Here is a 21,002-nt window from a genome sequence, read left to right as displayed (position 1 = left end):
CTGCTGATAGACTGGGATAGCCTACCGGCAGTTCTGAAAGGTTGAATTGAAAAACTAAACTGTGATTGGCTTAGAATTTAAGGGTCACGTTCATGCCCATAGTTCTGGTGGAAGGCATCTGGCCCATTTCAATACCCGGCATAATGTTGTTTCCGTTCAGGGCCGCCGTTTCTGGGTCAAAGATTGGGAAGTCGGTGAGCATGGCCAGATCACGGCCGTACAGCGCAATGCTGGCGCCGTTGAAGAATCTGGTTCTGGCCAACAGCGATTGAGGCAGGTTATACTCCAGACGGACTTCCCGCAGTTTCAGGTAGGAGGCGTCAAAAGAGTTGGACTCCACGTTGGCACGGCGGTAGTACCGGGTGTAGTAGTCGGCGGGGTTTACTTTTTTGGTGTTCTGGGTGTAAGTACCGTCACCATTCAGCACCACGCCATCGCCAATGATGAATCCTTCTTCGCGGCCCATTAAGGTGTGTTCCAGTTTGCCTTGCTCAGACATTTTGTGGTGGGTCTGGGAGTAGATAATACCGCCATAGGAAGCATCCAGCAGGAAACTGAACCGAAAATTCTTGTAAGAGACTTCGTTTAGGAAACCGCCTTTCCAATCGGCGTAAGCGTTCCCGATGTATTGTACTTCGTCTGGGTACGCGGGCAAACCGCTCTCATCGTACACAATCTGACCATCGGGGCTCCGCACAAACCCGAAGCCGTAGATGTCACCGGTAGTACCGCCTACTTTGGCGATGATGGAAGCCTGACCACCTACGCCCAATACCTGCTGGTCTTCAATGCCATCGGCCAGTCTCAGCACCTTGTTATCGTTTTTAGACCAGGTGACCGTTGATCTCCACTTGAAGTTGGCCAGGTCAATGGGTTTGGCGTTCAACACCAGTTCCAGACCTTGGTTCCGTACTTTACCCGCGTTCAACACAGCCCGGGTATAACCGGTGGTAGGATCCACCGGAATCTCTAGAATCTGGTTTTTAGTGAGGTTTCGGTACACCGTGGCATCTAAGCCGATACGGCCATTGAAGAGCATAAACTCCATCCCAGCCTCATAGCTGGTCGTGATCTCGGGTTTGAAGTTGATGTTGTGGAGCGTGGTGGGCACAGAGCCCGAGCCGGCGAAATCGCTTTGGCCGTAGTATTTTCTGGTTCTGTACGGATCGGTGTCACTTCCCACCTGGGCGGCAGATAATCTAAGCTTGGCAAAAGAAATCTCCGTAGGCAGTCTGAACAGGTCGGTTAGGATAAAGCTGGAACTGATAGACGGATAGAAGAAGGAGCTGTTCTGCACCGGCAAGGTGCTGGACCAGTCATTACGGGCGGTCAGGTCCACAAAGATTTTGTCTTCATAAGAGAAAGCGGCCAAGGCGTACAAGCTGTTCACTTCGCGGTTTCTGTGACGGGTGGTCATCATGGCGTTGCCTATCCCGTTAGAAAGTTTGTACACTCCCGGAATCACCAATCCATCCACTACGCCATCCGTGGCGCGGTACCGCTGGTTTCTCAGGTTACCACCCACCGAGGTTCTCACGTCAATCTTGCTTCCTAACTGCTCTTTGTAGGTCAGCAAGGCGTCTGTGTTGATCTCGTAATCAAAAATGTTCTGCTCTTTGAAGTAGCCATACGGGAAGTTGGCCGTGTTGAAAGGGCGGCGCATGGCCCGATCCTCGGCGGTTAAATCAATCCCTGAGCGCACCATGATGTCTAGCTTGGGCGAGAACTCATAGGTAGCCGCCAGGTTCCCCACCACCGAATAGTTGTTCAGGGAGTTGGTCATCTCATAGGCAATCACATACGGGTTGTCAATGAAAGAACTGAACGGGTGAATCTGTTGCACTTGCTCCTGCCCGGCTTTCCACCGAGGCTCGTACCAGGCCAGATCCACGTTAGGGTTCTGGAAAATCATGAAATAGGCAATGGACTGGTTACTGTAGCCGGTGCCCGGCAGGTTATCGCTCTTCTTGTTGGTGAAGTTGACTTTAGACGATAGCTTTAACCTTTTAGAGATGTTTTGGTTGATGCTCAAAGCCGCCGTTAAACGCTCAAAGCCGGTGTTAGGCATGATCCACTCGTTTTTAGAGTGCGTAAGGGAAGCCCTCACAGACCCGTTCTCTCCACCGCCCTCTAAGGCAACGTTGTTGGTGAGCGTGTACCCGGTTCTGAAAAAGCCTTTGATGTTGTCTTTATAAGGTCTCCAAAGCTGTCTTTCCGCCGACTGACCTTCGCGGGTTGGGTCATACTGGTAATAAGATTGACCATTGAACTTCGGTCCGAAAGCGCTACTGGTTCCCCCGGTGTTGGCTCCGTCGGCCGAAGCGCCATAGGAATAATAAGGCTCCCCGGCGGCATTGAAGGACTTACCGGTTCCCTGCCCATATTCATACTGGTAATCGGGCCATTTCAGGACATCATTAAAGCTGACGTTGGTATTCACCGTAACCCCAATGCCCTTGTCTTTGCGAGACCCAGATTTGGTGGTGATAATCAAGGCACCATTCGCGGCCCGGCTTCCGTAAAGGGCGGCGGCACTTGGGCCCTTCAAGACGGTGATGCTTTCAATGTCATTCGGGTTGATGTCGGCAATGCCGTTCCCGAAGTCCACGGGAATATCGTTCCCAGAACCGGCGCCGTAGGCGTTGTCCACCCCAGAACTAGTCATATCGCTGCTCATGGGCACCCCGTCCAACACAATCAGGGCATTGTTCCCGCCCGGGTTCAGGGAGTTATCGCCTCGTAAGCTAATTCTAGTGGAGTTTACTGGGCCCGAGCCCGGAGAAATCAAATTCAGACCGGCCACTTTCCCAGATAAAGCCTGCGCAAAGTTATTGGGCATGGCATCGGTCAAGGCTTCGCTCGTTACCGTCTGCGTAGCGTATCCCAGCGCTTTCTGCTCCCGCTTAATCCCCAAGGCCGTTACCACCACTTCACTCAGTTGCTGGCTGTCCTGCACCAGAGAGATGGAGACATTGGTTTCGTTCTGGGCGAAGGTTCTTTTAAGTGAGGTATACCCCACAAACGAGAACACCACTTCTGCGCCTTTCGGTACCTGGACGGTGAAAGAACCGTCGGTGCTGGTGGCGCCCAGGGCTGTTCCGTTGGAGGTGATCACCACCCCAGGCATGGTACCCAACTCTGCGGAAGTCACCGTACCTGAGATGCTCACCCGCTCGGTTTGCTGCGAAGCCGGGTTTTCGGTGTTTTTTGCCATAACGGGCATTAAACCCGTTTGCCCTGTAGGGTTGGTTTTTCTTTTAGGAGACGCCTGCACCAATGTAGTGGCAGGTGCCTGCTGCATGTTTTGAACTACTTGGGAAAGGAGCAGCGGCCGCGCTTCTGTCATGGGCGCCAGCGCCAGCAACGAAAAGCCTAAAAGCATCTTCTTAGGCAATTGACTCTTACTTGGAGGAAGTAAAGGGTTTCTCATGGTTTAGTTGACGGTAAATTGGATTCGGACTTGGAGCGGGTGAGAAGGTTGAAAAACCACCAGAAGTGATGGAGTCATTAGGTGTACTTTTGAGTCTGTTGAAGCATTCATCGGTCTACCCTGCGTGCTCTGGCACCTTTAGCATAGACCAATTTTTCGCTGTTCAAAAGTAGTTTGTCAGGTTCTGAGACGCGGCAAATGAGCCGTTACCTTATTGTAAACCTTTCGTTACCGCAATGTTTAGAGGGGAAATAAAGGCCTGTTTAGTAGCCACCTTCAGGAAAACAGGCTGAAAGCGATGGGCTGCTTGGAGAGGATGGTGGTTCTCAAATCTGGACTTTTCCTGCAGAGAAAAATGAGGACAGCATCTGATCGTCCCCCTTTGAAGGGGGTAGGGGGATGACAAAGCCGTTTGATTAACCGCCCAACCTTGGCAACAGAATTAGGGCAACCACAAGGGATTGCCCCTACATGAAAGGGAATGCCTAATCCACACGAGTAAATCATCCCCCTACCCCCTTCAAAGGGGGACGGAATGCGTGGGCAACTTGGATGGGAATTCGACAGTTGAAATTTGGCAGTGGTGACAAAGATGGCAAAGCTTTGTTGGCTTCTATTTAGCTCGTGATTTCTGTACCTTTTGTAAAAACCAAGCTAAAAAAGAAAGGCCCTTAATTGCAAAAAGCCCTGCTTCCTTTTCAGGCGCAGGGCTCTTAGACAACACACAACACTAATTAAACAAACTATAAACTACGCTAAAATGGCCTTTACACAAACATGTTCAGGAAGTCCTGCTTGCCGTTGAGGTACTCGTAGGCGAAGCCTTCTTCCAGCATCCGGAGTTTGATGTTCTCCACATCATGCGGGCGTTTCACTTCCACGCCAATAAACACCGGACCTTTCTCCTTGTTGTTTTTCTTGATGTACTGAAAGTGGATAATGTCATCCTCGGGGTGCAGCACCCGGTTCACGAAGGTGCGCAGGGCGCCGGGCTTTTGGTTGAAGGTCACCATAAAATAGTGTTTCAGCCCTTGGTGCTGCATGGCGCGCTCCTTGATGTCTTCCATGCGGGTGATGTCATTGTTGCTGCCGCTGATGACGCAGACCACGTGCTTGCCTTTGATTTCCTCCGAGAAAGATTTCAGGGCCGAGATGCTCAGCGTGCCCGCGGGTTCCAGCACCACGCCTTCCTCGTTGTACATCTTCAGGATGTCTTCGCAGATCTGGCCTTCCGGCACCAGCACTACCTCATCCAGCAACTCGCGGCAGATCTCAAAGGTGAGTTCGCCCGGACACATCACCGCGGCCCCGTCCACGAAGGAATCAATGGTTTCCAGCCGTTGGCGCTTTTTCTCCTTGATGGAATTGTACATGGAGGGCGCGCCCATGGGCTGCACGCCAATCAATTTGGTTTGCGGGCTCAATTGCTTAAACACACTGGAAACGCCCGAGGCCAATCCCCCACCCCCGATGGGCATGAACAGGTAATCAATCCCGAAGTCCGCCTCCTTGAAGATCTCCAGCCCCACGGTGGCCTGTCCTTCCACAATGGCCAGGTCATCGAACGGCGGAATAAAGGCACTGCCCCGCTCGTCGCAGAATTCTTTGGCAGCCTTGAAGGTATCGTCATACGTGGCACCGGTGAGCACCACTTCCACCATGTCCTTTCCGAAAAGGCGCACTTTGTTCACCTTCTGGGCCGGCGTTTGGGCGGGCATGAAGATGTATCCCTTGATGCCTAAAAGCTGACAGGCATAAGCAACTCCCTGCGCGTGGTTTCCCGCGCTGGAGCAGACGATTTCCTTTTCTCTTTCGGCGGACGTCAATGACGATATCTTGTTATAAGCCCCTCTAATTTTATAGGAACGTACAATCTGCAGGTCCTCGCGCTTGAGGTAAATATCGGCACCATAGGTCTGGGAAAGCCACAGGTTCTTCATCAAGGGCGTCTTGTAAATGACTCCCTTCAGGTTTTTGGCGGCTTTCTCTACGTTCCTTAAGGCAACAACGGTGTCGGGGGCGGTGGTCTCTTTCTGCATGATGTATGTACTCTAATGGAAGGGTTGAACATTTGCCGTTCCGGGGCTGCTTTGGTAAAAACAGCCCCGAAACGCCTTTCTTTCCTTCCTTCCCCTTAAAAGGGAAATGGTTGACTATCTACCTGAACGGAGTTTCCGCACGGTGGCACCGGTTTGCCACAGCTCTGACTCTCTTACTTCTTTCAATTCTGCTTCTAATTCCTGACGGTAACCCGGCGTTGAACCGCGCTGGATGGTACGGGCGGCTTCTTTGCCCGAGGCCACGCTGTCATACAGGTCATTCAAGACCGGAAGCGTTGCCTCTCTGAATTTGCCTTTCCAGTCCAAGGCACCGCGCTGGGCAGTTACGGAGCAGTTGCTGAACATCCAGTCCATGCCGTTCTCGCCTACCAGTGGCACCAGGCTTTGGGTCAGTTCTTCCACGGTCTCGTTGAAGGCTTCAGACGGCGAGTGCCCTCGCTGACGCAATACTTGATATTGAGCCTCGATGATACCGGCCAGGGCCCCCATCAACACGCCGCGCTCGCCGGTCAAATCTGAGTACACTTCCTTTTTGAAATCGGTCTCAAACAGGTAGCCGGAACCCACCCCAATGCCCATGGCGATGGCTTTCTCGTAGGCTTTGCCGGTGGCATCCTGGAACACCGCGAACGAAGAGTTCAATCCGCCGCCTTCCAGGAACAGACGGCGTAAGCTGGTACCGCTGCCTTTAGGAGCCACTAAGATCACGTCCACATCGGCGGGTGGGATAATGTTGGTCTGCTCCTTGAAGGTGATCCCGAAACCGTGCGAGAAGTAAAGCGTCTTGCCGGGCTTCAGTCTTTCCTTGATGGTAGGCCACACGGCAATCTGCCCCGCGTCTGACAACAGGTTACAGATGATGGTGCCGCGCTCCACCGCCTCTTCAATAGAGAACAGGGATTCGCCTGGTACCCAACCGTCTTGCTTCGCTTTCTCCCAGGAAGCAGAATCCTGCCGTTGCCCCACAATCACGTTGAAGCCGTTGTCGCGCATGTTCAGGGCCTGCCCTGGTCCTTGCACGCCGTAGCCAATCACAGCGATTACTTCGTTTTTCAGAGTTTCCTGGGCTTTTGCCAACGGATATTCTTCGCGGGTCACAACGGTTTCATCTACACCGCCGAAATTGATCTTTGCCATTTTGTTAGTTAATATGGGTTATGATTTGATTTACTTGTCTATTGTTTTGGCCCTTATTTGTAGAAAAGAGGGCTAAAACAGCTTTCATACTCTCCGGCGTCAGCAACTGCTGCTACCGGCTTTGGTTTACATGGTGAACACCTTGTCGCGGCTGTTCAGGAACTCGTTTTCAATGGCCTCCTGGCCCGGCTCGGCGCGTTCAAATTCCCGGAGTTTGCGGTTGAAGCCGTCACTGCCTTTGATGATGGCGATGCGAGCGCTGCGTACAAACTCAATCAAGCCGAAGGGCTGAAGCACTTTAATCAGGTTGTCGGTTTCTTCGCGGTGGCCGGTGGTTTCAAAGACGGTGTAATCCTTCCGGATCACTACCGCGCGGGCGCCGTTTTCGCGGAGCAGGCGTTCTACTTTGGCTTTCTCGGCTATGATGTCGGTGGGCACTTTGTAAAGGGCCATTTCCTGCCAGATCACGTCTTCGTTCGTGTTAAAGTACACCTTCAAGACCTCCACCTGCTTTTCAATCTGCCGGGCGATTTTGCTCACCACTTCCTCGGTTTCGTTGATCACGATGTTGAAGCGGTGGATGCCTTCAATTTCAGAAGGTGACACGTTCAGGCTGTCTATGTTGATCTTGCGGCGCGTGAAAATCATGGCGATGCGGTTCAGCAACCCCACATGGTTCTCGGTGTACACCGTAATATTGTATTCCTGCTTTTCTATGGGCGCTTGCTCACTCATTTTATTATCAGTTAGGCACCTTATTTCAATCTGATTTCGCTCACGCTGCAGCCCTGCGGCACCATGGGGAACACATTGTTCTCTTTGGTCACCATCACTTCCAACAAAAAGGAACCGGGGTGCGCCAGCATTTCTCTTAGAGCATCGGTGAGGTCAGCGCGTTCATTCACGCTTCTGCCCGAGATGCCATAGCCTTTGGCCACCTGCACGTAATCGGGGCTCTGGATGTCCACGAAGGAGTAGCGCCGCTCATGGAACAGCTCCTGCCACTGGCGCACCATGCCCAAGAACTGGTTGTTCAGGATCATGATTTTCACGTCCACGTCGCTCTGCATGATGGTGCCCAGTTCCTGAATAGTCATCTGGATACCGCCGTCGCCAATCACGGCCACCACGGTTCGGTCCGGTGCCCCGAACTTGGCGCCAATGGCCGCCGGTAAGGCAAAACCCATGGTTCCTAATCCGCCGCTGGTGATGTTGCTACGGGTGTGGTTCAGTTTGGCATAGCGGCAGGCCACCATCTGGTGCTGCCCCACGTCGCTCACAATAATGGCTTCGCCGTTGGTGAGTTCGTTCAGTTGCTGCATCACCTCGCCCATGGTCATCTCACCAGAGCTCGGGAACAGTTCTTCTCTTATTACTGCATCGATCTCTTTCTGCTCAAACTCCCGGAACTTGGCCAGCCACTCGGTGTGCTGCTTTTGCTCCACCAGTTGGGTCAGCAGCGGCAAGGTCTCTTTGCAGTCGCCCCACACCGGCACGGTGGTCTTCACGTTTTTGTCAATCTCCGCCGGGTCAATGTCCAAGTGGATGATTTTGGCCTGTTTGGCGTACTTGTCCAACCGACCCGTCACCCGGTCGTCGAAGCGCATGCCGATGGCAATCAACACATCGCACTCGTTCGTCATCACGTTGGGGCCATAGTTGCCGTGCATGCCCAGCATGCCCACGTTCTGCGGGTGGTCACTTGGCAAGGCGCCCGCGCCCATGATGGTCCAGGCCGCCGGAATGCCGGATTTCTCCAGAAAGGCTTTGAACTCCTGTTCCGCTGAACCCAAGATCACACCCTGGCCCCACAGCACAAAGGGCTTCTTAGCACTGTTGATTAGTTCGGCGGCTCTTTCAATATATTCTTTCCGCACAATGGGCTTCGGCCGGTAGCTGCGGATATGCACGCATCTTTCATAGCCCTGAAAAGCAAATTTCTGCAACTGGGCATTTTTGGTAATATCAATCAACACCGGGCCGGGCCGACCAGTGCTGGCAATGTGAAAGGCCTTGGCCAACACCGCCGGGATCTCGGTGGCATCCGTTACCTGGTAGTTCCACTTGGTCACCGGAGTAGTGATCCCAATCACGTCGGCTTCCTGAAACGCATCGGTGCCCAGCAGGTGCGCGAATACCTGGCCCGTGATGCACACCAGCGGCGTGCTGTCAATGAGGGCATCAGCCAGACCGGTAATGAGGTTCGTTGCGCCGGGACCGCTGGTGGCGAACACCACGCCTACTTTACCCGAGGCACGGGCGTAGCCCTGGCCCGCGTGGATGCCGCCTTGTTCGTGGCGCACCAGCACGTGCTTCATGTTCCCCGGGAAGTCGAACAGCGCATCGTAGATGGGCATGATGGCCCCACCAGGATAGCCGAAGATCGTGTCCACCCCTTCCACGGAAAGGGCGTGCAGCAGCGCCTGACTGCCGCTGATCATGGTGTCTGTTTCAGGCAAGGCTGGGGCTTGTTTCTCTTGCGTTAACATAGGCTTCTTCCTGTAAATCGGTGATACAACCGTGGCTGGCATCACTTACTGTTCTGATATATTTCAAAAGCACTCCCCCTTGCACATTTGGCTTAGGTCTTTGCCATTGGCTTCTTCTAAGGGCGAGTTCGGCATCGTCTAGCTGAACATCCATGGTATTGGCAGTAGCGTCCAGCACTATCCAATCGCCGTCTTCTACCAGGGCAATGGTTCCACCGTCATAGGCTTCAGGGCAGACGTGCCCGATGACGAATCCGTGCGTACCGCCCGAAAACCTGCCATCGGTGATGAGCGCTACTTTATCGCCTAAGCCAGCGCCCATGATGGCCGAGGTAGGTTTCAGCATTTCCGGCATGCCCGGTCCGCCTTTTGGTCCTACGTAGCGAATCACCACTACCTGGCCGGGCTGAATTTTGCCATGGGTGATGCCCTCGTTCAGTTCTTCTTCTGAGTTGAAGACGATGGCCGGTCCTTCAAACCGGAGGCCTTCTTTCCCCGAGATTTTCGCCACCGCACCTTTGCTGGCCAGGTTGCCATACAAAATCTGGATGTGGCCATCGGCTTTGATAGGGTTCGATAGCGGTCTTAGTAAATCCTGCTCCTCGCCCAGGGGCTTCACGTTGGCTAAGTTCTCGGCTAAGGTTTTGCCCGTAATGGTCATCAAATCACCTTTGAGCAAACCAGCTTCCAACAAGGTTTTCTGCACAGCAGGTACTCCGCCTAAAGCGGAAAGGTCTTCCATCAGGTATTTACCGCTGGGTTTTAAATCCGCCAGCACCGGCACGCGGTTGCTGACCTCCTGAAAGTCTTCCATAGTCAGTTTCACGCCGGCAGCATGGGCAATGGCAATCAGGTGCAAAACGGCGTTGGTAGAACCACCTAACACCGTAATCATGACCAGGGCATTCTCAAAGGCCTCCCGCACCAGAATGTCACGCGGTTTGATGTCTTTTTCTAATAATTGCAGGATAAACGCTCCCGTATCCAAGGCTTCCTGGTTTTTCTCGGCACTCACCGCCGTGGAGGACGAAGAGAAGGGAAGGCTCATGCCCAGGGTCTCAATGGCAGCCGCCATGGTGTTGGCGGTGTACATGCCTCCGCAAGCCCCCGGACCCGGACACGCGTTCCGGATAATACCGCGGTAATCTTCGTCAGAGATAGCGCCGTTCAGTTTTTTACCGTAGGCCTCAAAGCAAGACACAATGTTCAGTTTCTGGCCTTTGTATTCCCCTCCTTTGATGGTACCGCCGTACACCATCAGCGAGGGGCGGTTCAGGCGCGCCATGGCAATCAGGGCACCCGGCATGTTTTTGTCGCAGCCCACCACGGTAGCCACGGCATCATAGTAGTGGGCACCCGCCATGGCTTCAATAGAGTCAGCGATCAGCTCTCTGGAGACCAGGGAGAAGCGCATGCCGGCGTTGCCGTTGGTGATGCCGTCGCTCACGCCAATGGTGTTGAACCGAAGCCCCACCATGCCGTTGGCCTGCACGCCCATTTTCACGGCATCGGCTAACCCATTGAGGTGCATGTTACAGGTGTTCCCCTCAAAGCCCGTGGAGCAGATGCCCACAAACGGTTTGCGCAGATCGGCCTCCGGGATACCCGAGCCGATGAGCATGGCCTGGGAAGCCGGTAAGCTGTCGTCTTTGGTGTAGATGCTGCTGTATTTATTTAGAGCCATGGTTTGTAATGCGGTGTTTTTGAGGTGTTTTCACAAAAAAAGAGCCTTTCTACCGGGTGGTGAGAAAGGCTCCAAAAGATTGTAAGAGGCCGTTCCTACCCACCTGGCGGCAGAGGAATAATGACGAAAAGAAGAATGACCGACCGGTGTCGCATCTACTATCTGGTTTTGTTTTAGGCCCGTTTTCTGCAAAACAGGCCTAAAATGCGTTGCTTTTTAGATGATGGTGCTTAACCCTATTTCTATGTTTTTCAGGTGTCGGAAGCTCTCGCCGCCTTCCTGCACGTAATTGGCGATGAAGGCACCCACCTGCTCGGTGGTGAACGGATGGTCTTTTCTCAACTCAGGGGTTAGCACGTTTTTCTCCAGGGTATAATCTACCGCTTCCTTCACCAGATCGGCTTCTTCCTGCATCCCGAAATGCTCCAGCATCATGGCCACGGAAAGAATGGTAGCGATGGGGTTGGCGATGCCTTTGCCCTTGGCTTGCGGGAAAGAACCGTGGATGGGCTCAAACAACGCTGCCGTCTCGCCTACCGAAGCTGAAGGCAGCAAGCCCAAAGAACCGGCAATCACCGAAGCTTCATCAGAGATAATATCCCCGAACATGTTCTCGGTTAAGATCACGTCAAACTGTTTCGGGTTGAGGATCATCTGCATGGCGGCATTGTCCACGAACAGGTAATCTACTTCTACGGAGGGATATTCCGGGGCAATCTGCTGCACTACTTCGCGCCACAGACGGGAGGTTTCCAGCACGTTGGCTTTGTCTACCAGCGTTAGTTTGTTGCGGCGGGTAGTGGCCGATTGAAACGCCAGGTGCGTGATGCGCGCAATCTCTTCTTTGGAGTAGGTGCAATGGTCATAAGCACCGTTCTGGGTGCGGCCTTTTTCCCCGAAGTAGATCCCACCGGTCAACTCACGGTAAATAAGCATGTCAGCACCCTGGATACGGTCTGCCTTTAACGGCGAATGCTCCAGCAACACATCATACGCCGTAACGGGACGAATATTCGCGAACAAGCCCAAAGACTTTCTCAGGCGCAACAATCCTTGCTCCGGACGTACTTTGGCGGCTGGGTTGTTGTCATACTTAGGATCTCCAATGGCCCCTAAAAGAATAGCATCGGCTTCAAAGCAGGCTTGCAGCGTTGACTCGGGTAGCGGATCGCCGGTGGCATCAATGGCGCAGGCGCCCATTAATTGCACATCCAATTCAAACTGATGACCAAAACGCTCGCTAACTGCCTCTAATACTTTGATGGCCTCAGTACAAACCTCTGGTCCAATTCCATCGCCGGGTAAAACGGCTATTCTTCTCGTTAATACGCCCATGGTCTGCTTTTTTCGTAGTTTTCTATCGCTTCTTTCTGGTTCACTAAAAAATCAATGTCATCGTAGCCATTGATCATGCATTCTTTTTTGTAGGCGTCAATGGCAAACGGAATACGCTCTTCCCACACCGGCACTTCCAGTTCCTGGTTCACCAGGTTCACTACCAACTTGGTTTGCGGGTCTTCCTCTATCTGGGCAAACAAGCGTTCCAGCACTTCATCACTCACTTGCAAAGGCAACAAACCGTTGTTCAAGGCATTGCCTTTGAAAATATCGGCGAAAAAGCTGGAGATCACTACTTTGAACCCGGCATCATGGATGGCCCAGGCCGCGTGCTCTCTGCTTGACCCGCAACCAAAGTTCTTGCCGGCTACCAGAATCTGCCCTGCGTAACGGCCTTTGTTCAGCACGAAATCGGCCTTGGGCTGACCGGCGTTGTCAAAGCGCCAGTCGCGGAATAAATTTTCCCCGAAGCCTTCGCGCGAAGTAGCCTTTAAAAAGCGGGCCGGGATAATCTGATCAGTATCTATGTTCTCAATCGGGAGCGGAACCGCCGTTGATTGAAGTATCTCAAACTTTTCCATTAGTTCAGGTATTGGGTAATGTCCACAATCTTTCCTTCTACCGCGGTGATAGCGGCTACCAGCGGACTGGCCAGCAAGGTGCGGGAACCTGGTCCCTGACGGCCTTCAAAGTTGCGGTTAGAGGTAGACACGCAGTACGCACCGGCCGGAATCTTGTCTTCGTTCATGGCTAGGCAGGCGCTGCAGCCCGGCTCTCTCAATTCAAAACCGGCTTCCGCGAGCACTTTGTCAATGCCTTCTTCTATGGCTTGCTTCTCCACCAGTTTAGACCCCGGTACAATGATGGCCTCCACGTGTGGGGCTTTGTGCTTGCCCTGCACAAACTTGGCCACCTGGCGCAGATCCTCAATTCTGGAGTTGGTGCAGGACCCGATAAACACGTAGTCAATCTGCTTGCCCAGCAAAGACTCACCCGGCTGAAAACCCATGTAGTTCAAGGATTTGCTGTAACTGGCCTGCTCACTCGCGGGAACATCAGTTGGAATCACGGCATCAATCGCCATGCCCATGCCTGGGTTGGTCCCGAAGGTGATCATTGGCGCGATGTCCTGTGCATCAAAGAAGTATTCTTTATCAAAAGAAGCGCCTTCCTCGGTGTACAAGGTGGACCAATAAGCTACGGCCTGCTCCCAACGCTCACCCTGCGGCGCAAACGGACGGCCTTTCAAATAATCAAAAGTGGTTTGGTCTGGGGCAATCATGCCGCCGCGGGCACCCATTTCAATGCTCATGTTGCAGACGGTCATGCGGCCTTCCATGCTCAAGGCCTGAAACGCGCTGCCGGCGTACTCTACAAAATAGCCCGTGGCACCGCCGGTACCCAATTTGGAGATCACGTACAGGATAATGTCTTTGGCCGTTACGCCGTTTCTCACATCGCCCTCTACCGTAATGCGCATGCTCTTAGGTTTGCTCAGCAGCAAGCACTGAGAGGCCATTACCTGGGCAACCTGGCTCGTACCAATCCCGAAGGCAATGGCGCCGAACGCCCCGTGGGTAGAGGTATGGCTGTCGCCGCACACAATGGTCATGCCCGGTTGAGTTAAGCCTAACTCTGGCCCGATCACGTGCACAATGCCCTGGTTCTGGTGACCCAAGCCGTACAGTTCAATGTTGTGCTTCGCGCAATTCTCGGTTAGCTTATCAACCTGAAAGCGTGAAAGCGGTTCCTGAATAGGAAGATGTTGGTTTTTGGTGGGTACGTTATGGTCAGCGGTCGCCACCATCTGTTCTTTGCGGAACAATGGCAATCCACGCGCTTCAATTTCATCGAAGGCCTGCGGGCTGGTAACTTCATGTATCAGGTGTTTGTCAATGTAAAACACGTCTAATCCCGCCCCCGGAATGGACTTCACTACGTGGGCGCCCCATATCTTATCTAATAACGTCTGTGCCATAGTATTCTCTCTTTTGTCCTCTTGAAAAGATCTTGTTTGCGGGCTAGAAAAGCGCTTACTATCCGTTATTACCGCTCGCTCCCAAGTTCCTTTCAGGATGACAGGAAGGATGTTTAATTTGCAGAAACCAGGTTATCCTGCTCTACTAATTGGTGAAGGTCTTCGTCTACAACTTCTTTCTTCTTGTCTGCTACTTCTAAGAAGGAAGCGTAGGCTTTGTCTAAAGTGAATTTATCAAACGCATACCCTATTTTCTGTAACCGGTACGCCAAGGCGGCACGGCCAGAACGGGCAGTCAATACAATGGAAGAATCCTCGGCGCCTACTTCTTTGGGATCAATGATCTCGTAGGTTTCTCGGTGCTTGATTACGCCATCCTGATGGATGCCGCTGGAGTGCGCAAAGGCGTTGGCACCCACAATGGCTTTGTTCGGCTGTACCTGCATGCGCATCATGTGTGATACCAGGTGCGAGGTTTCCGTTAAAAGCTTGGTGTTGATGTTGGTGTCCAAGTTTAGGTACGGGTGTTGACGGAGAATCATGACGACTTCCTCCAGGGCCGTATTACCGGCGCGCTCCCCTACCCCGTTGATGGTACACTCAATCTGGCGGGCTCCGTTCACCACCCCAGAGATAGAATTGGCGGTAGCCAAACCCAAATCATTGTGGCAATGGGTGGAAAGGGTCACGTTCTGTACGCCGCGCACGTTTTCATACAGATATTTGATTTTCGCGCCGTATTCTTCGGGCAGGCAATAGCCGGTGGTATCGGGGATGTTCAATACCGTGGCCCCGGCTTTTATAGCGGCTTCGCAGACCATGGCTAAGAATTCATTGTCGGTGCGGCCGGCGTCTTCGGCGTAGAACTCCACGTCTTCCACAAAGCTTTTGGCGTATTTCACGGCCCACACAGCGCGCTCAATCACATCGGCTTGGGTGGTGCGCAGTTTAAACTTGATGTGGGATTCTGAAGTACCGATGCCCGTATGGATTCTGGGGTAACGCGCTGCCTTTAAAGCCTCAGCGGCTACTTTGATGTCGTTTTCCACGGCGCGGGAAAGTCCGCACACGGTGGCATCTTTGGTTTGTGCCGCAATAGCCCGAATGGCCTCAAAATCGCCGGGACTGGAAACCGCGAAGCCTGCCTCTATCACGTCAACGCCCAGAAGCTCTAGTTGCCGTGCAATGACTAACTTCTCATCCATGTTTAATTTGCAACCAGGCACTTGCTCGCCATCGCGCAACGTTGTATCAAATATTTGTATCTTCTGGGCTGACATTGTTATTTTGGCTTCTATTCGGATACAAAGAAGCGCGTACTAATACGGAAGCTAAAATCTTTTTTCAGCGCATTTACTATTTCTAACCATCCAATATTTAAACACAAACAACTGAAAATCAATATTTTAAATCATTTCTATTTACAATGCCTAGCCAAAATATTGATCCTATTTTTCAGTTAATAAAATCATTGACGCCTTCTGAAAAGCGCCACTTCAGGCTGTTTACCAACCGGAGCGGCTCCAGCGAGGACCTGAAGTTCTTGCAGTTGTTTGATGCCCTGGACCAGCAGGAAACCCTGAATGAGGAGAAAGTCTTGAAACAGGTACCCAGCATTAAGAAGGTACAGTTGGCTAACCTTAAGAACAACCTGTATAAACACCTCCTTTCCAGCCTCCGGGCGTTTCATGCACCGCAGAACCTGGACATTCAGTTGCACGAGCAGTTGGATTACGCCCGGGTACTCTATAATAAAGGGTTTTACCAGCAGAGCCTGAAAATGCTGGACAAAGTGAAAGTGACGGCGCTGGAGTATGAACTGCCCCATATTGCGCTCACCGCCATTGACTTTGAGAAGCTGATAGAGTCGCAGTACATCACGCGGAGCCTGAGTGGCCGGGCCGAGGATTTAACCCAGGAAGCCACCGCGGTGTCTACCCACATCTCACAGATGCACCAGCTCTCCAACGTGGCGCTGCGCTTGTATGGGCTGTACCTGAAGGTGGGCCTGGCCCGCAACCAGGAAGACTATGAATATATCACCGGTTTCTTCCACGAGAACCTTCCGGTGATTGAGATCAGGCGAGCGGGCTTCTACGAAAAACTGTATTACCACCAGTCGCACGTGTGGTATTACCTCATGATCCAGGATTTCAAGAACTGCTACCGGTATGCCCAGAAGTGGGTTGATTTGTTTGAGGAATACCCGCACATGAAAGAGCGGCGGTCGGTACTGTACATCAAGGGGATGCACAACCTGCTCAACGCACTGTACAACCTGCTGTATCACTCCAAGTTTATCAAAGTGCTGCAGCAACTGGAAGACTTTGCCGCCGATACCTCTCGCCGTTCCAACCCCAACATTGACACGCTGCTGTTCCTCTACATCTACACTAACAAGATGAACGGGTATTTTCTAGAGGGCAACTTCACCGAGGGGCTAAAGGTGATTCCGGGCGTACTGAAGAACCTGGAAGGGTTCCAGGCCCAACTGGATCCCCACCGCATGCTGGTGTTCTACTACAAGATTGCCAGCCTCTACTTTGGCTCCGGTGATTTCAAGAAGGCGATTGAGTACCTGAACAAGGTCATCCATCACCAGAACACCAGCTTGCGCGAAGACCTCCAGTGCTTCGCCCGCATTCTGAACCTGATTGCCCACTACGAGGCCGGCTACGATGACGATGCCCTGGATTACCAAATCCGGACGGTGTACCATTTCCTGGGCAAAATGGACAACCAGCAGCAAATGCAAGTAGAGATTTTCAAGTTCCTGCGCACCGTGGGCAACATTGCGCCTTACCAACTGAAGGACGCCTTCATTACCCTGAAGGAGAAACTCATTGCCATCTCTGAGAAGCCCTATGAGCGCCGGCCTTTCCTGTACCTAGACATCATCTCCTGGCTGGAGAGTAAGATTGAGAATATACCCGTGCAAGAAGTCATGCGCCGCAAAGCCGCCAGGTTAAAGTAGTCACCTGTTTCAATGCCGATTTTCTTAAATCAGCCTTCAAATAGATGGCTGCTACCAATTGTTACAGCTTTTTTATTCCTTTAAACCCTTTAACTTCCTGCCCTTAATGCGCTTGTGATAGGAGCTGCTCTTGGCTAAATCCTCCCCCTAAAACAACCACTTCCCTGAAATGATCAAAAAACTCTTGTCTTTTACCCTATTGCTTGCCTTTTTATCTTTCTTTAGCTGTGACTTTGATTCCATCTCAGAAGACTTGGGGAATGGGTATGAATTAGTGTGGATAGATACAAAGGATAATCAATCCATTTACAAAGAAGAAGAGCAAGTACCCGGGTACGTTTTTAGTGTAGGGTACAACACAGAATATATAATAGCAAAACAGTATCCGCAAAAGGGTGACTTCTATAGCGAACCAAACTTCTCTGTCACCAACTACTTCATTATTGACATTAAAGAGAACGCAAAAGGGTTAAAAAAAGGAGTGATTGGCCCGTTGTCAGAGGCAGAATTCAACAGGAAAATGGATGAATTTAAGATTAAGGACAGAATTAAATTCACTCTAGTTAAATAAATCCGAGTTGCTCAATATCGAGGTAAAGTATTTACAGTAATAGAGAGTGAGATGATCAACTTAGTCCACAAACTTCCAGAATTAGACCAGAAATTATTGGAACTACTGCATAGCCTTAATAAGGAAGATTGGAGCAAACAAACCGTGGCCAAACTCTGGACTGTAAAAGATGTGGTAGCGCAATCTTCCCTTTTAGGAAGTTTGCATGTATGCCTTGCCTCATACTCTCCAGAATACTACGGCAGAAAAAGGAAGTGTAGTGAAGATGGCAATCACGGGAGAAGTGAACGGGGAATGGCTGGTGAGGTACAACGGAAAGAACTGGGTGAGGACCGAATCCATGCCAGGCAGTACCCCTCTGACTGAGATTTCCATCGATGCATATGCCTCCTGGAAACTGTTCTCAAAAAGCTTGCGGCCAAAAGATTTACAAGACAAAATACAAATCACAGGAAACCAGAAATTAGGTGAAGCAGCGGTAGAAATGATTTTGTTTATGACTTAAACAAAGTAAGCAACAGCTGTAAAACAACTACCATTATACTTGCTATTTGTGACAGCAAAAATTGCATAATGTATTAATTCATCTTCTCCGCATCTTACTAACAATTAAGCAGATATAATTTTTAATGAACTATTTACCTAAAAGCATCCGCACTTTTATTGGCGCAAAAGATTACGAAATATCAAGAGCCTTCTATAGGTCGCTTGACTTTGAAGAGGTTATTATCAGCGATAAAATGTGCTTGTTTAGGGTAAATGAGCAAATAGGTTTTTACTTGCAAGACTATTATGTAGCTGATTGGATAGATAATTCAATGGTCTTTATGGAAGTAGATGACATTGAAAAATGCGAAGCAGAATTGATTGGCAAAAACTTACCTACTACCTACCAGGGTGTAAAACTGACGGAGATAAAACAATTTGACTGGGGCAGAGAATTATTCATGACCGACCCATCCGGAGTTTTGTGGCATTTCTGTGAATTCAGCAAATAAACGCAAATGCCTGATTCTACTGTAGCCTGAAGTACCAAACTTTATGGCAAAACCTCCTCTCCTGCATGGCATGACTAAGTTCATTTGGTTTTGGCAATTACCTGGTATAAGCTTAGGAAGGTTAAGCAGTAAATAGACATAAACCAAAATAGCTGCGGCTTAGAGAAAATCCTCTAAGCCGCAGCTATTTTGGTTATTAGATATCCTGAAAAAACTTTAACCGCTATTGCTTCTTCGCCTTTTTGGAGCGTTTTGCCTTTTTCAGGGCCATTTCGTTGTCGTCCAGTTCCTGGCCAAAATCAGGCATGCCGTCCTTGGTCCATCTCAGTACCCGGGCGCGGGTGTGGCGGTTAGGGTCGTACAAAGGTTCGCCGTTGATCTCTTTGTAGTCGCGGGCATGGTAAATCATGATATCTGTTTTTCCATCCTCGGCTTTTATAAAGCTGTTATGCCCCGGGCCGAAACGTTTCAGGCGTTCATTAGTGTAAAAAACCGGGTCGGGAAGTTTGTGCCAGGAAGCAGTATCCAGAAGGTCAGCATCCTCTGTGGCCCAGAGCAAACCTAAAGCGTAGTTCGCATCCGTGGCACTGGCGGAGAAAGTGACAAACACCTTTCCGTTGCGGATGATGACGGCCGGGGCTTCGTTCACGTTATGTCCTATCCTTTCCCAAGCCAATGTAGGTTGGGAGATAACCACCTGTTTGTCACCCAAGGTGGTGGGGCTGGTCATTTGGGCAATGTATAAGCCCGTATTTACTTCTTTCGTAGAAGCTCGGTCTACCCAAATCATGTAGCGCTGACCTTTGTGTTCAAAAATGGTAGCATCCAGGGTGAACTCATTGCGTCTGCTGACAATCTCCCCTTCCTCTTTCCATTCGCCTTTGGTAGGATCTTCAGACGGATTGGACAAAGCGTATTTGCGGATGGCCCACTTATCCTCGGCTCCGCCTGCGGCAAAATAGATGTACCATTTCCCGTCTATCTGGTGCAGTTCAGGTGCCCAGATGTGGTTCCCCATAGAACCTTTTTCGTGCTTGCGCCAAACCACAACTGGTTTCGCTTCTTTTATGCCATTGATGGTTTTGGAAATGCGTATCTCCAGGCGATCATATTCGGGCACCGTGGCCACAAAGTAATACGTGCCATCGGCCGTTCTCCAGACATGCGGGTCTGCCCGTTGTAAGGCTAAGGGGTTATTGAATTGGTTTTTCTTCAGCTTCTGCGCCTGGCTCGTTAAACTGCCTGCCAGCAGCGTCACCGCCAAGATCAATTTCATTAGTTTAATGGAGTTCATATGCTTCGTTTGCGTTGATAGTAGAGTAACAGATTTGTCTGACAAATCTTGTTTAAAGATAAGCGTACTTTTTACAATTATAAATACTTCACCTCTCCTTTCCCCTTCTTTCAATTGCGTTTTGACAAATTGCTAGCGCTTTTATGTAAAACTTTAAAGCCCCGGGTTAGCTCTTAAACGAAGTCTAACCGTTTATAAGAAGCCTTAGTTACTAAATGGAGGATGTATGGACAGAAACATGAAAGAGAAGATTCTTTCGGCCTACGAGGAATTGGCAGTAAGCTATAATCAGTTGATTGACCATAAACCCCACAACGCCTACTATGACCGGCCTAACACGTTGAGTTTAATTCCGGAGGCCAAAGGGAAAACCATTCTGGATGCCGCCTGCGGTCCGGGGAAATATGCGGAAGAACTAATCGCTTTGGGAGCTACCGTCACCGGATTTGACCTTAGTCCCCGGATGGTAGAACTGGCCAGGGAACGGAACAAGGATTCCGGTTCTTTTTTCGTCCATGACCTATCAGAACCCTTGGGAATGTTGGAAGACGCCTCCTTTGACATCGTCTTGTGTGCTTTGGCGCTCCATTACCTGGAAGACTGGACCATGACCATCCAGGAGTTTCACAGGGTTTTGAAACCAGAGGGTTACCTGGTGATTTCAATAGAACACCCTTTCTTTGATTTCAACTTTTTCCAGTCTACCCACTACTTCAAGGTGGAGCCGGTGAAATGCACCTGGAAAGGCTTCGGAAAACCCACTGAAGTGAACAGCTACAGACGGCCCCTGGGAGCTTGTATTTCTTCCTTAACCGACAACGGCTTTTACATTGACCAACTGTTGGAACCCAAACCAGTGCCTGAGTTCGAGAATCTGGACCCAAAGCATTACAAAGAGCTCAACGAATTCCCCGGGTTTATGTGCATCAGGGCAGTTCCCAGAAAGTGAAACTAGGGTGCAAGGATTATTGGACCTATAGCCTAGAGAACAGTTGGCTTGTTAAATGAACAAAGTCGTTGATTTAAACCTATTTTAGGGCCAAAATCAG

16 protein-coding genes are annotated in these 21,002 nt (G+C 50.9%); 5 read left to right on the top strand and 11 right to left on the bottom strand.

Annotated elements, in window-relative coordinates; translation table 11 throughout:
• Window positions 1-70: 70 nt before the first annotated feature.
• The 10 genes from FOA19_RS21710 to FOA19_RS21665 all read right to left on the bottom strand — a co-directional run bounded on the left by FOA19_RS21710 (window position 71) and on the right by FOA19_RS21665 (window position 15,396).
• Window positions 71-3,430, bottom strand: a complete 3,360-nt coding sequence (locus FOA19_RS21710; protein WP_223809009.1) for a SusC/RagA family TonB-linked outer membrane protein — start codon at window positions 3,428-3,430, stop codon at window positions 71-73.
• 767 nt (window positions 3,431-4,197) lie between these two features.
• Window positions 4,198-5,469, bottom strand: coding sequence for a threonine ammonia-lyase IlvA (gene ilvA, locus FOA19_RS21705; protein ID WP_149092935.1), 1,272 nt, complete (start codon window positions 5,467-5,469; stop codon window positions 4,198-4,200).
• A 114-nt stretch (window positions 5,470-5,583) separates the two neighbouring features.
• Window positions 5,584-6,627 (bottom strand): ketol-acid reductoisomerase, encoded by a 1,044-nt coding sequence (gene ilvC, locus FOA19_RS21700; protein WP_149092934.1) that lies wholly within the window; start codon window positions 6,625-6,627, stop codon window positions 5,584-5,586.
• A 126-nt stretch (window positions 6,628-6,753) separates the two neighbouring features.
• Window positions 6,754-7,362, bottom strand: coding sequence for an acetolactate synthase small subunit (gene ilvN / locus FOA19_RS21695; protein ID WP_149092933.1), 609 nt, complete (start codon window positions 7,360-7,362; stop codon window positions 6,754-6,756).
• 20 nt (window positions 7,363-7,382) lie between these two features.
• Window positions 7,383-9,116 (bottom strand): biosynthetic-type acetolactate synthase large subunit, encoded by a 1,734-nt coding sequence (gene ilvB / locus FOA19_RS21690; protein WP_149092932.1) that lies wholly within the window; start codon window positions 9,114-9,116, stop codon window positions 7,383-7,385.
• On the bottom strand, window positions 9,079-10,800 hold the full coding sequence (gene ilvD, locus FOA19_RS21685; RefSeq protein WP_149092931.1) for a dihydroxy-acid dehydratase: 1,722 nt from the start codon (window positions 10,798-10,800) through the stop codon (window positions 9,079-9,081). The genes ilvB and ilvD overlap by 38 nt, the downstream gene beginning before the upstream one ends.
• 216 nt (window positions 10,801-11,016) lie before the next feature.
• The gene (leuB, locus tag FOA19_RS21680) at window positions 11,017-12,135 is read right to left on the bottom strand and encodes a 3-isopropylmalate dehydrogenase (protein WP_149092930.1); all 1,119 of its coding nucleotides are present in this window, start codon (window positions 12,133-12,135) and stop codon (window positions 11,017-11,019) included.
• Window positions 12,123-12,719, bottom strand: a complete 597-nt coding sequence (leuD, locus tag FOA19_RS21675) for a 3-isopropylmalate dehydratase small subunit (protein ID WP_149092929.1) — start codon at window positions 12,717-12,719, stop codon at window positions 12,123-12,125. The genes leuB and leuD overlap by 13 nt, the downstream gene beginning before the upstream one ends.
• Entirely contained in the window at window positions 12,719-14,116 is a 1,398-nt protein-coding gene (gene leuC / locus FOA19_RS21670; protein ID WP_149092928.1) for a 3-isopropylmalate dehydratase large subunit, read from the bottom strand. The genes leuD and leuC overlap by 1 nt, the downstream gene beginning before the upstream one ends.
• Window positions 14,117-14,229: 113 nt before the next feature.
• Complete coding sequence (locus FOA19_RS21665) at window positions 14,230-15,396, bottom strand: 2-isopropylmalate synthase (protein ID WP_149092927.1); 1,167 nt, start codon at window positions 15,394-15,396, stop codon at window positions 14,230-14,232.
• A gap of 191 nt (window positions 15,397-15,587) precedes the next feature.
• Between FOA19_RS21665 and FOA19_RS21660 the strand changes: the two genes are divergently transcribed.
• The 4 genes from FOA19_RS21660 to FOA19_RS21645 all read left to right on the top strand — a co-directional run bounded on the left by FOA19_RS21660 (window position 15,588) and on the right by FOA19_RS21645 (window position 18,659).
• Window positions 15,588-17,090 (top strand): hypothetical protein, encoded by a 1,503-nt coding sequence (locus FOA19_RS21660; protein ID WP_223809008.1) that lies wholly within the window; start codon window positions 15,588-15,590, stop codon window positions 17,088-17,090.
• Between the two features lie 169 nt (window positions 17,091-17,259).
• Window positions 17,260-17,661: a DUF3997 domain-containing protein gene (locus FOA19_RS21655; RefSeq protein WP_149092925.1), complete on the top strand. Its 402-nt coding sequence runs from the start codon at window positions 17,260-17,262 to the stop codon at window positions 17,659-17,661.
• A gap of 265 nt (window positions 17,662-17,926) precedes the next feature.
• Window positions 17,927-18,166: a hypothetical protein gene (locus FOA19_RS21650; protein ID WP_149092924.1), complete on the top strand. Its 240-nt coding sequence runs from the start codon at window positions 17,927-17,929 to the stop codon at window positions 18,164-18,166.
• 124 nt (window positions 18,167-18,290) lie between these two features.
• Window positions 18,291-18,659 carry a VOC family protein gene (locus FOA19_RS21645; RefSeq protein WP_149092923.1) on the top strand — a complete coding sequence of 123 codons (369 nt, stop codon included), beginning with the start codon at window positions 18,291-18,293 and terminating at the stop codon, window positions 18,657-18,659.
• Between the two features lie 223 nt (window positions 18,660-18,882).
• Here FOA19_RS21645 and FOA19_RS21640 read toward each other — a convergent pair whose 3' ends face one another.
• On the bottom strand, window positions 18,883-19,935 hold the full coding sequence (locus FOA19_RS21640) for a glycoside hydrolase family 43 protein (protein WP_149092922.1): 1,053 nt from the start codon (window positions 19,933-19,935) through the stop codon (window positions 18,883-18,885).
• Window positions 19,936-20,191: 256 nt separating this feature from the next.
• On the opposite strand from FOA19_RS21640, the gene FOA19_RS21635 reads away from it, so the two are divergent.
• Window positions 20,192-20,902, top strand: a complete 711-nt coding sequence (locus FOA19_RS21635; protein ID WP_190300508.1) for a class I SAM-dependent methyltransferase — start codon at window positions 20,192-20,194, stop codon at window positions 20,900-20,902.
• Window positions 20,903-21,002 lie beyond the last annotated feature (100 nt).

Origin of the sequence: Rufibacter hautae (assembly GCF_008271695.1) — a bacterium.
Lineage (GTDB): Bacteria > Bacteroidota > Bacteroidia > Cytophagales > Hymenobacteraceae > Nibribacter > Nibribacter hautae.
This window is presented reverse-complemented; position numbering and strand designations above follow the sequence as displayed.

Bases quoted from the DNA above. Each gene is read 5' to 3' on its own strand.
- ilvA (WP_149092935.1), bottom strand. From the start codon at position 5,469: ATGCAGAAAGAGACCACCGCCCCCGACACCGTTGTTGCCTTAAGGAAC.
- FOA19_RS21655 (WP_149092925.1), top strand. From the start codon at position 17,260: ATGATCAAAAAACTCTTGTCTTTTACCCTATTGCTTGCCTTTTTATCT.
- ilvC (WP_149092934.1), bottom strand. From the start codon at position 6,627: ATGGCAAAGATCAATTTCGGCGGTGTAGATGAAACCGTTGTGACCCGC.
- leuB (WP_149092930.1), bottom strand. From the start codon at position 12,135: ATGGGCGTATTAACGAGAAGAATAGCCGTTTTACCCGGCGATGGAATT.
- FOA19_RS21665 (WP_149092927.1), bottom strand. From the start codon at position 15,396: ATGTCAGCCCAGAAGATACAAATATTTGATACAACGTTGCGCGATGGC.
- leuD (WP_149092929.1), bottom strand. From the start codon at position 12,719: ATGGAAAAGTTTGAGATACTTCAATCAACGGCGGTTCCGCTCCCGATT.
- FOA19_RS21635 (WP_190300508.1), top strand. From the start codon at position 20,192: ATGAAAGAGAAGATTCTTTCGGCCTACGAGGAATTGGCAGTAAGCTAT.
- FOA19_RS21640 (WP_149092922.1), bottom strand. From the start codon at position 19,935: ATGAAATTGATCTTGGCGGTGACGCTGCTGGCAGGCAGTTTAACGAGC.
- ilvN (WP_149092933.1), bottom strand. From the start codon at position 7,362: ATGAGTGAGCAAGCGCCCATAGAAAAGCAGGAATACAATATTACGGTG.
- FOA19_RS21645 (WP_149092923.1), top strand. From the start codon at position 18,291: ATGAACTATTTACCTAAAAGCATCCGCACTTTTATTGGCGCAAAAGAT.
- leuC (WP_149092928.1), bottom strand. From the start codon at position 14,116: ATGGCACAGACGTTATTAGATAAGATATGGGGCGCCCACGTAGTGAAG.
- FOA19_RS21710 (WP_223809009.1), bottom strand. From the start codon at position 3,430: ATGAGAAACCCTTTACTTCCTCCAAGTAAGAGTCAATTGCCTAAGAAG.
- ilvD (WP_149092931.1), bottom strand. From the start codon at position 10,800: ATGGCTCTAAATAAATACAGCAGCATCTACACCAAAGACGACAGCTTA.
- FOA19_RS21650 (WP_149092924.1), top strand. From the start codon at position 17,927: ATGGCAATCACGGGAGAAGTGAACGGGGAATGGCTGGTGAGGTACAAC.
- ilvB (WP_149092932.1), bottom strand. From the start codon at position 9,116: ATGTTAACGCAAGAGAAACAAGCCCCAGCCTTGCCTGAAACAGACACC.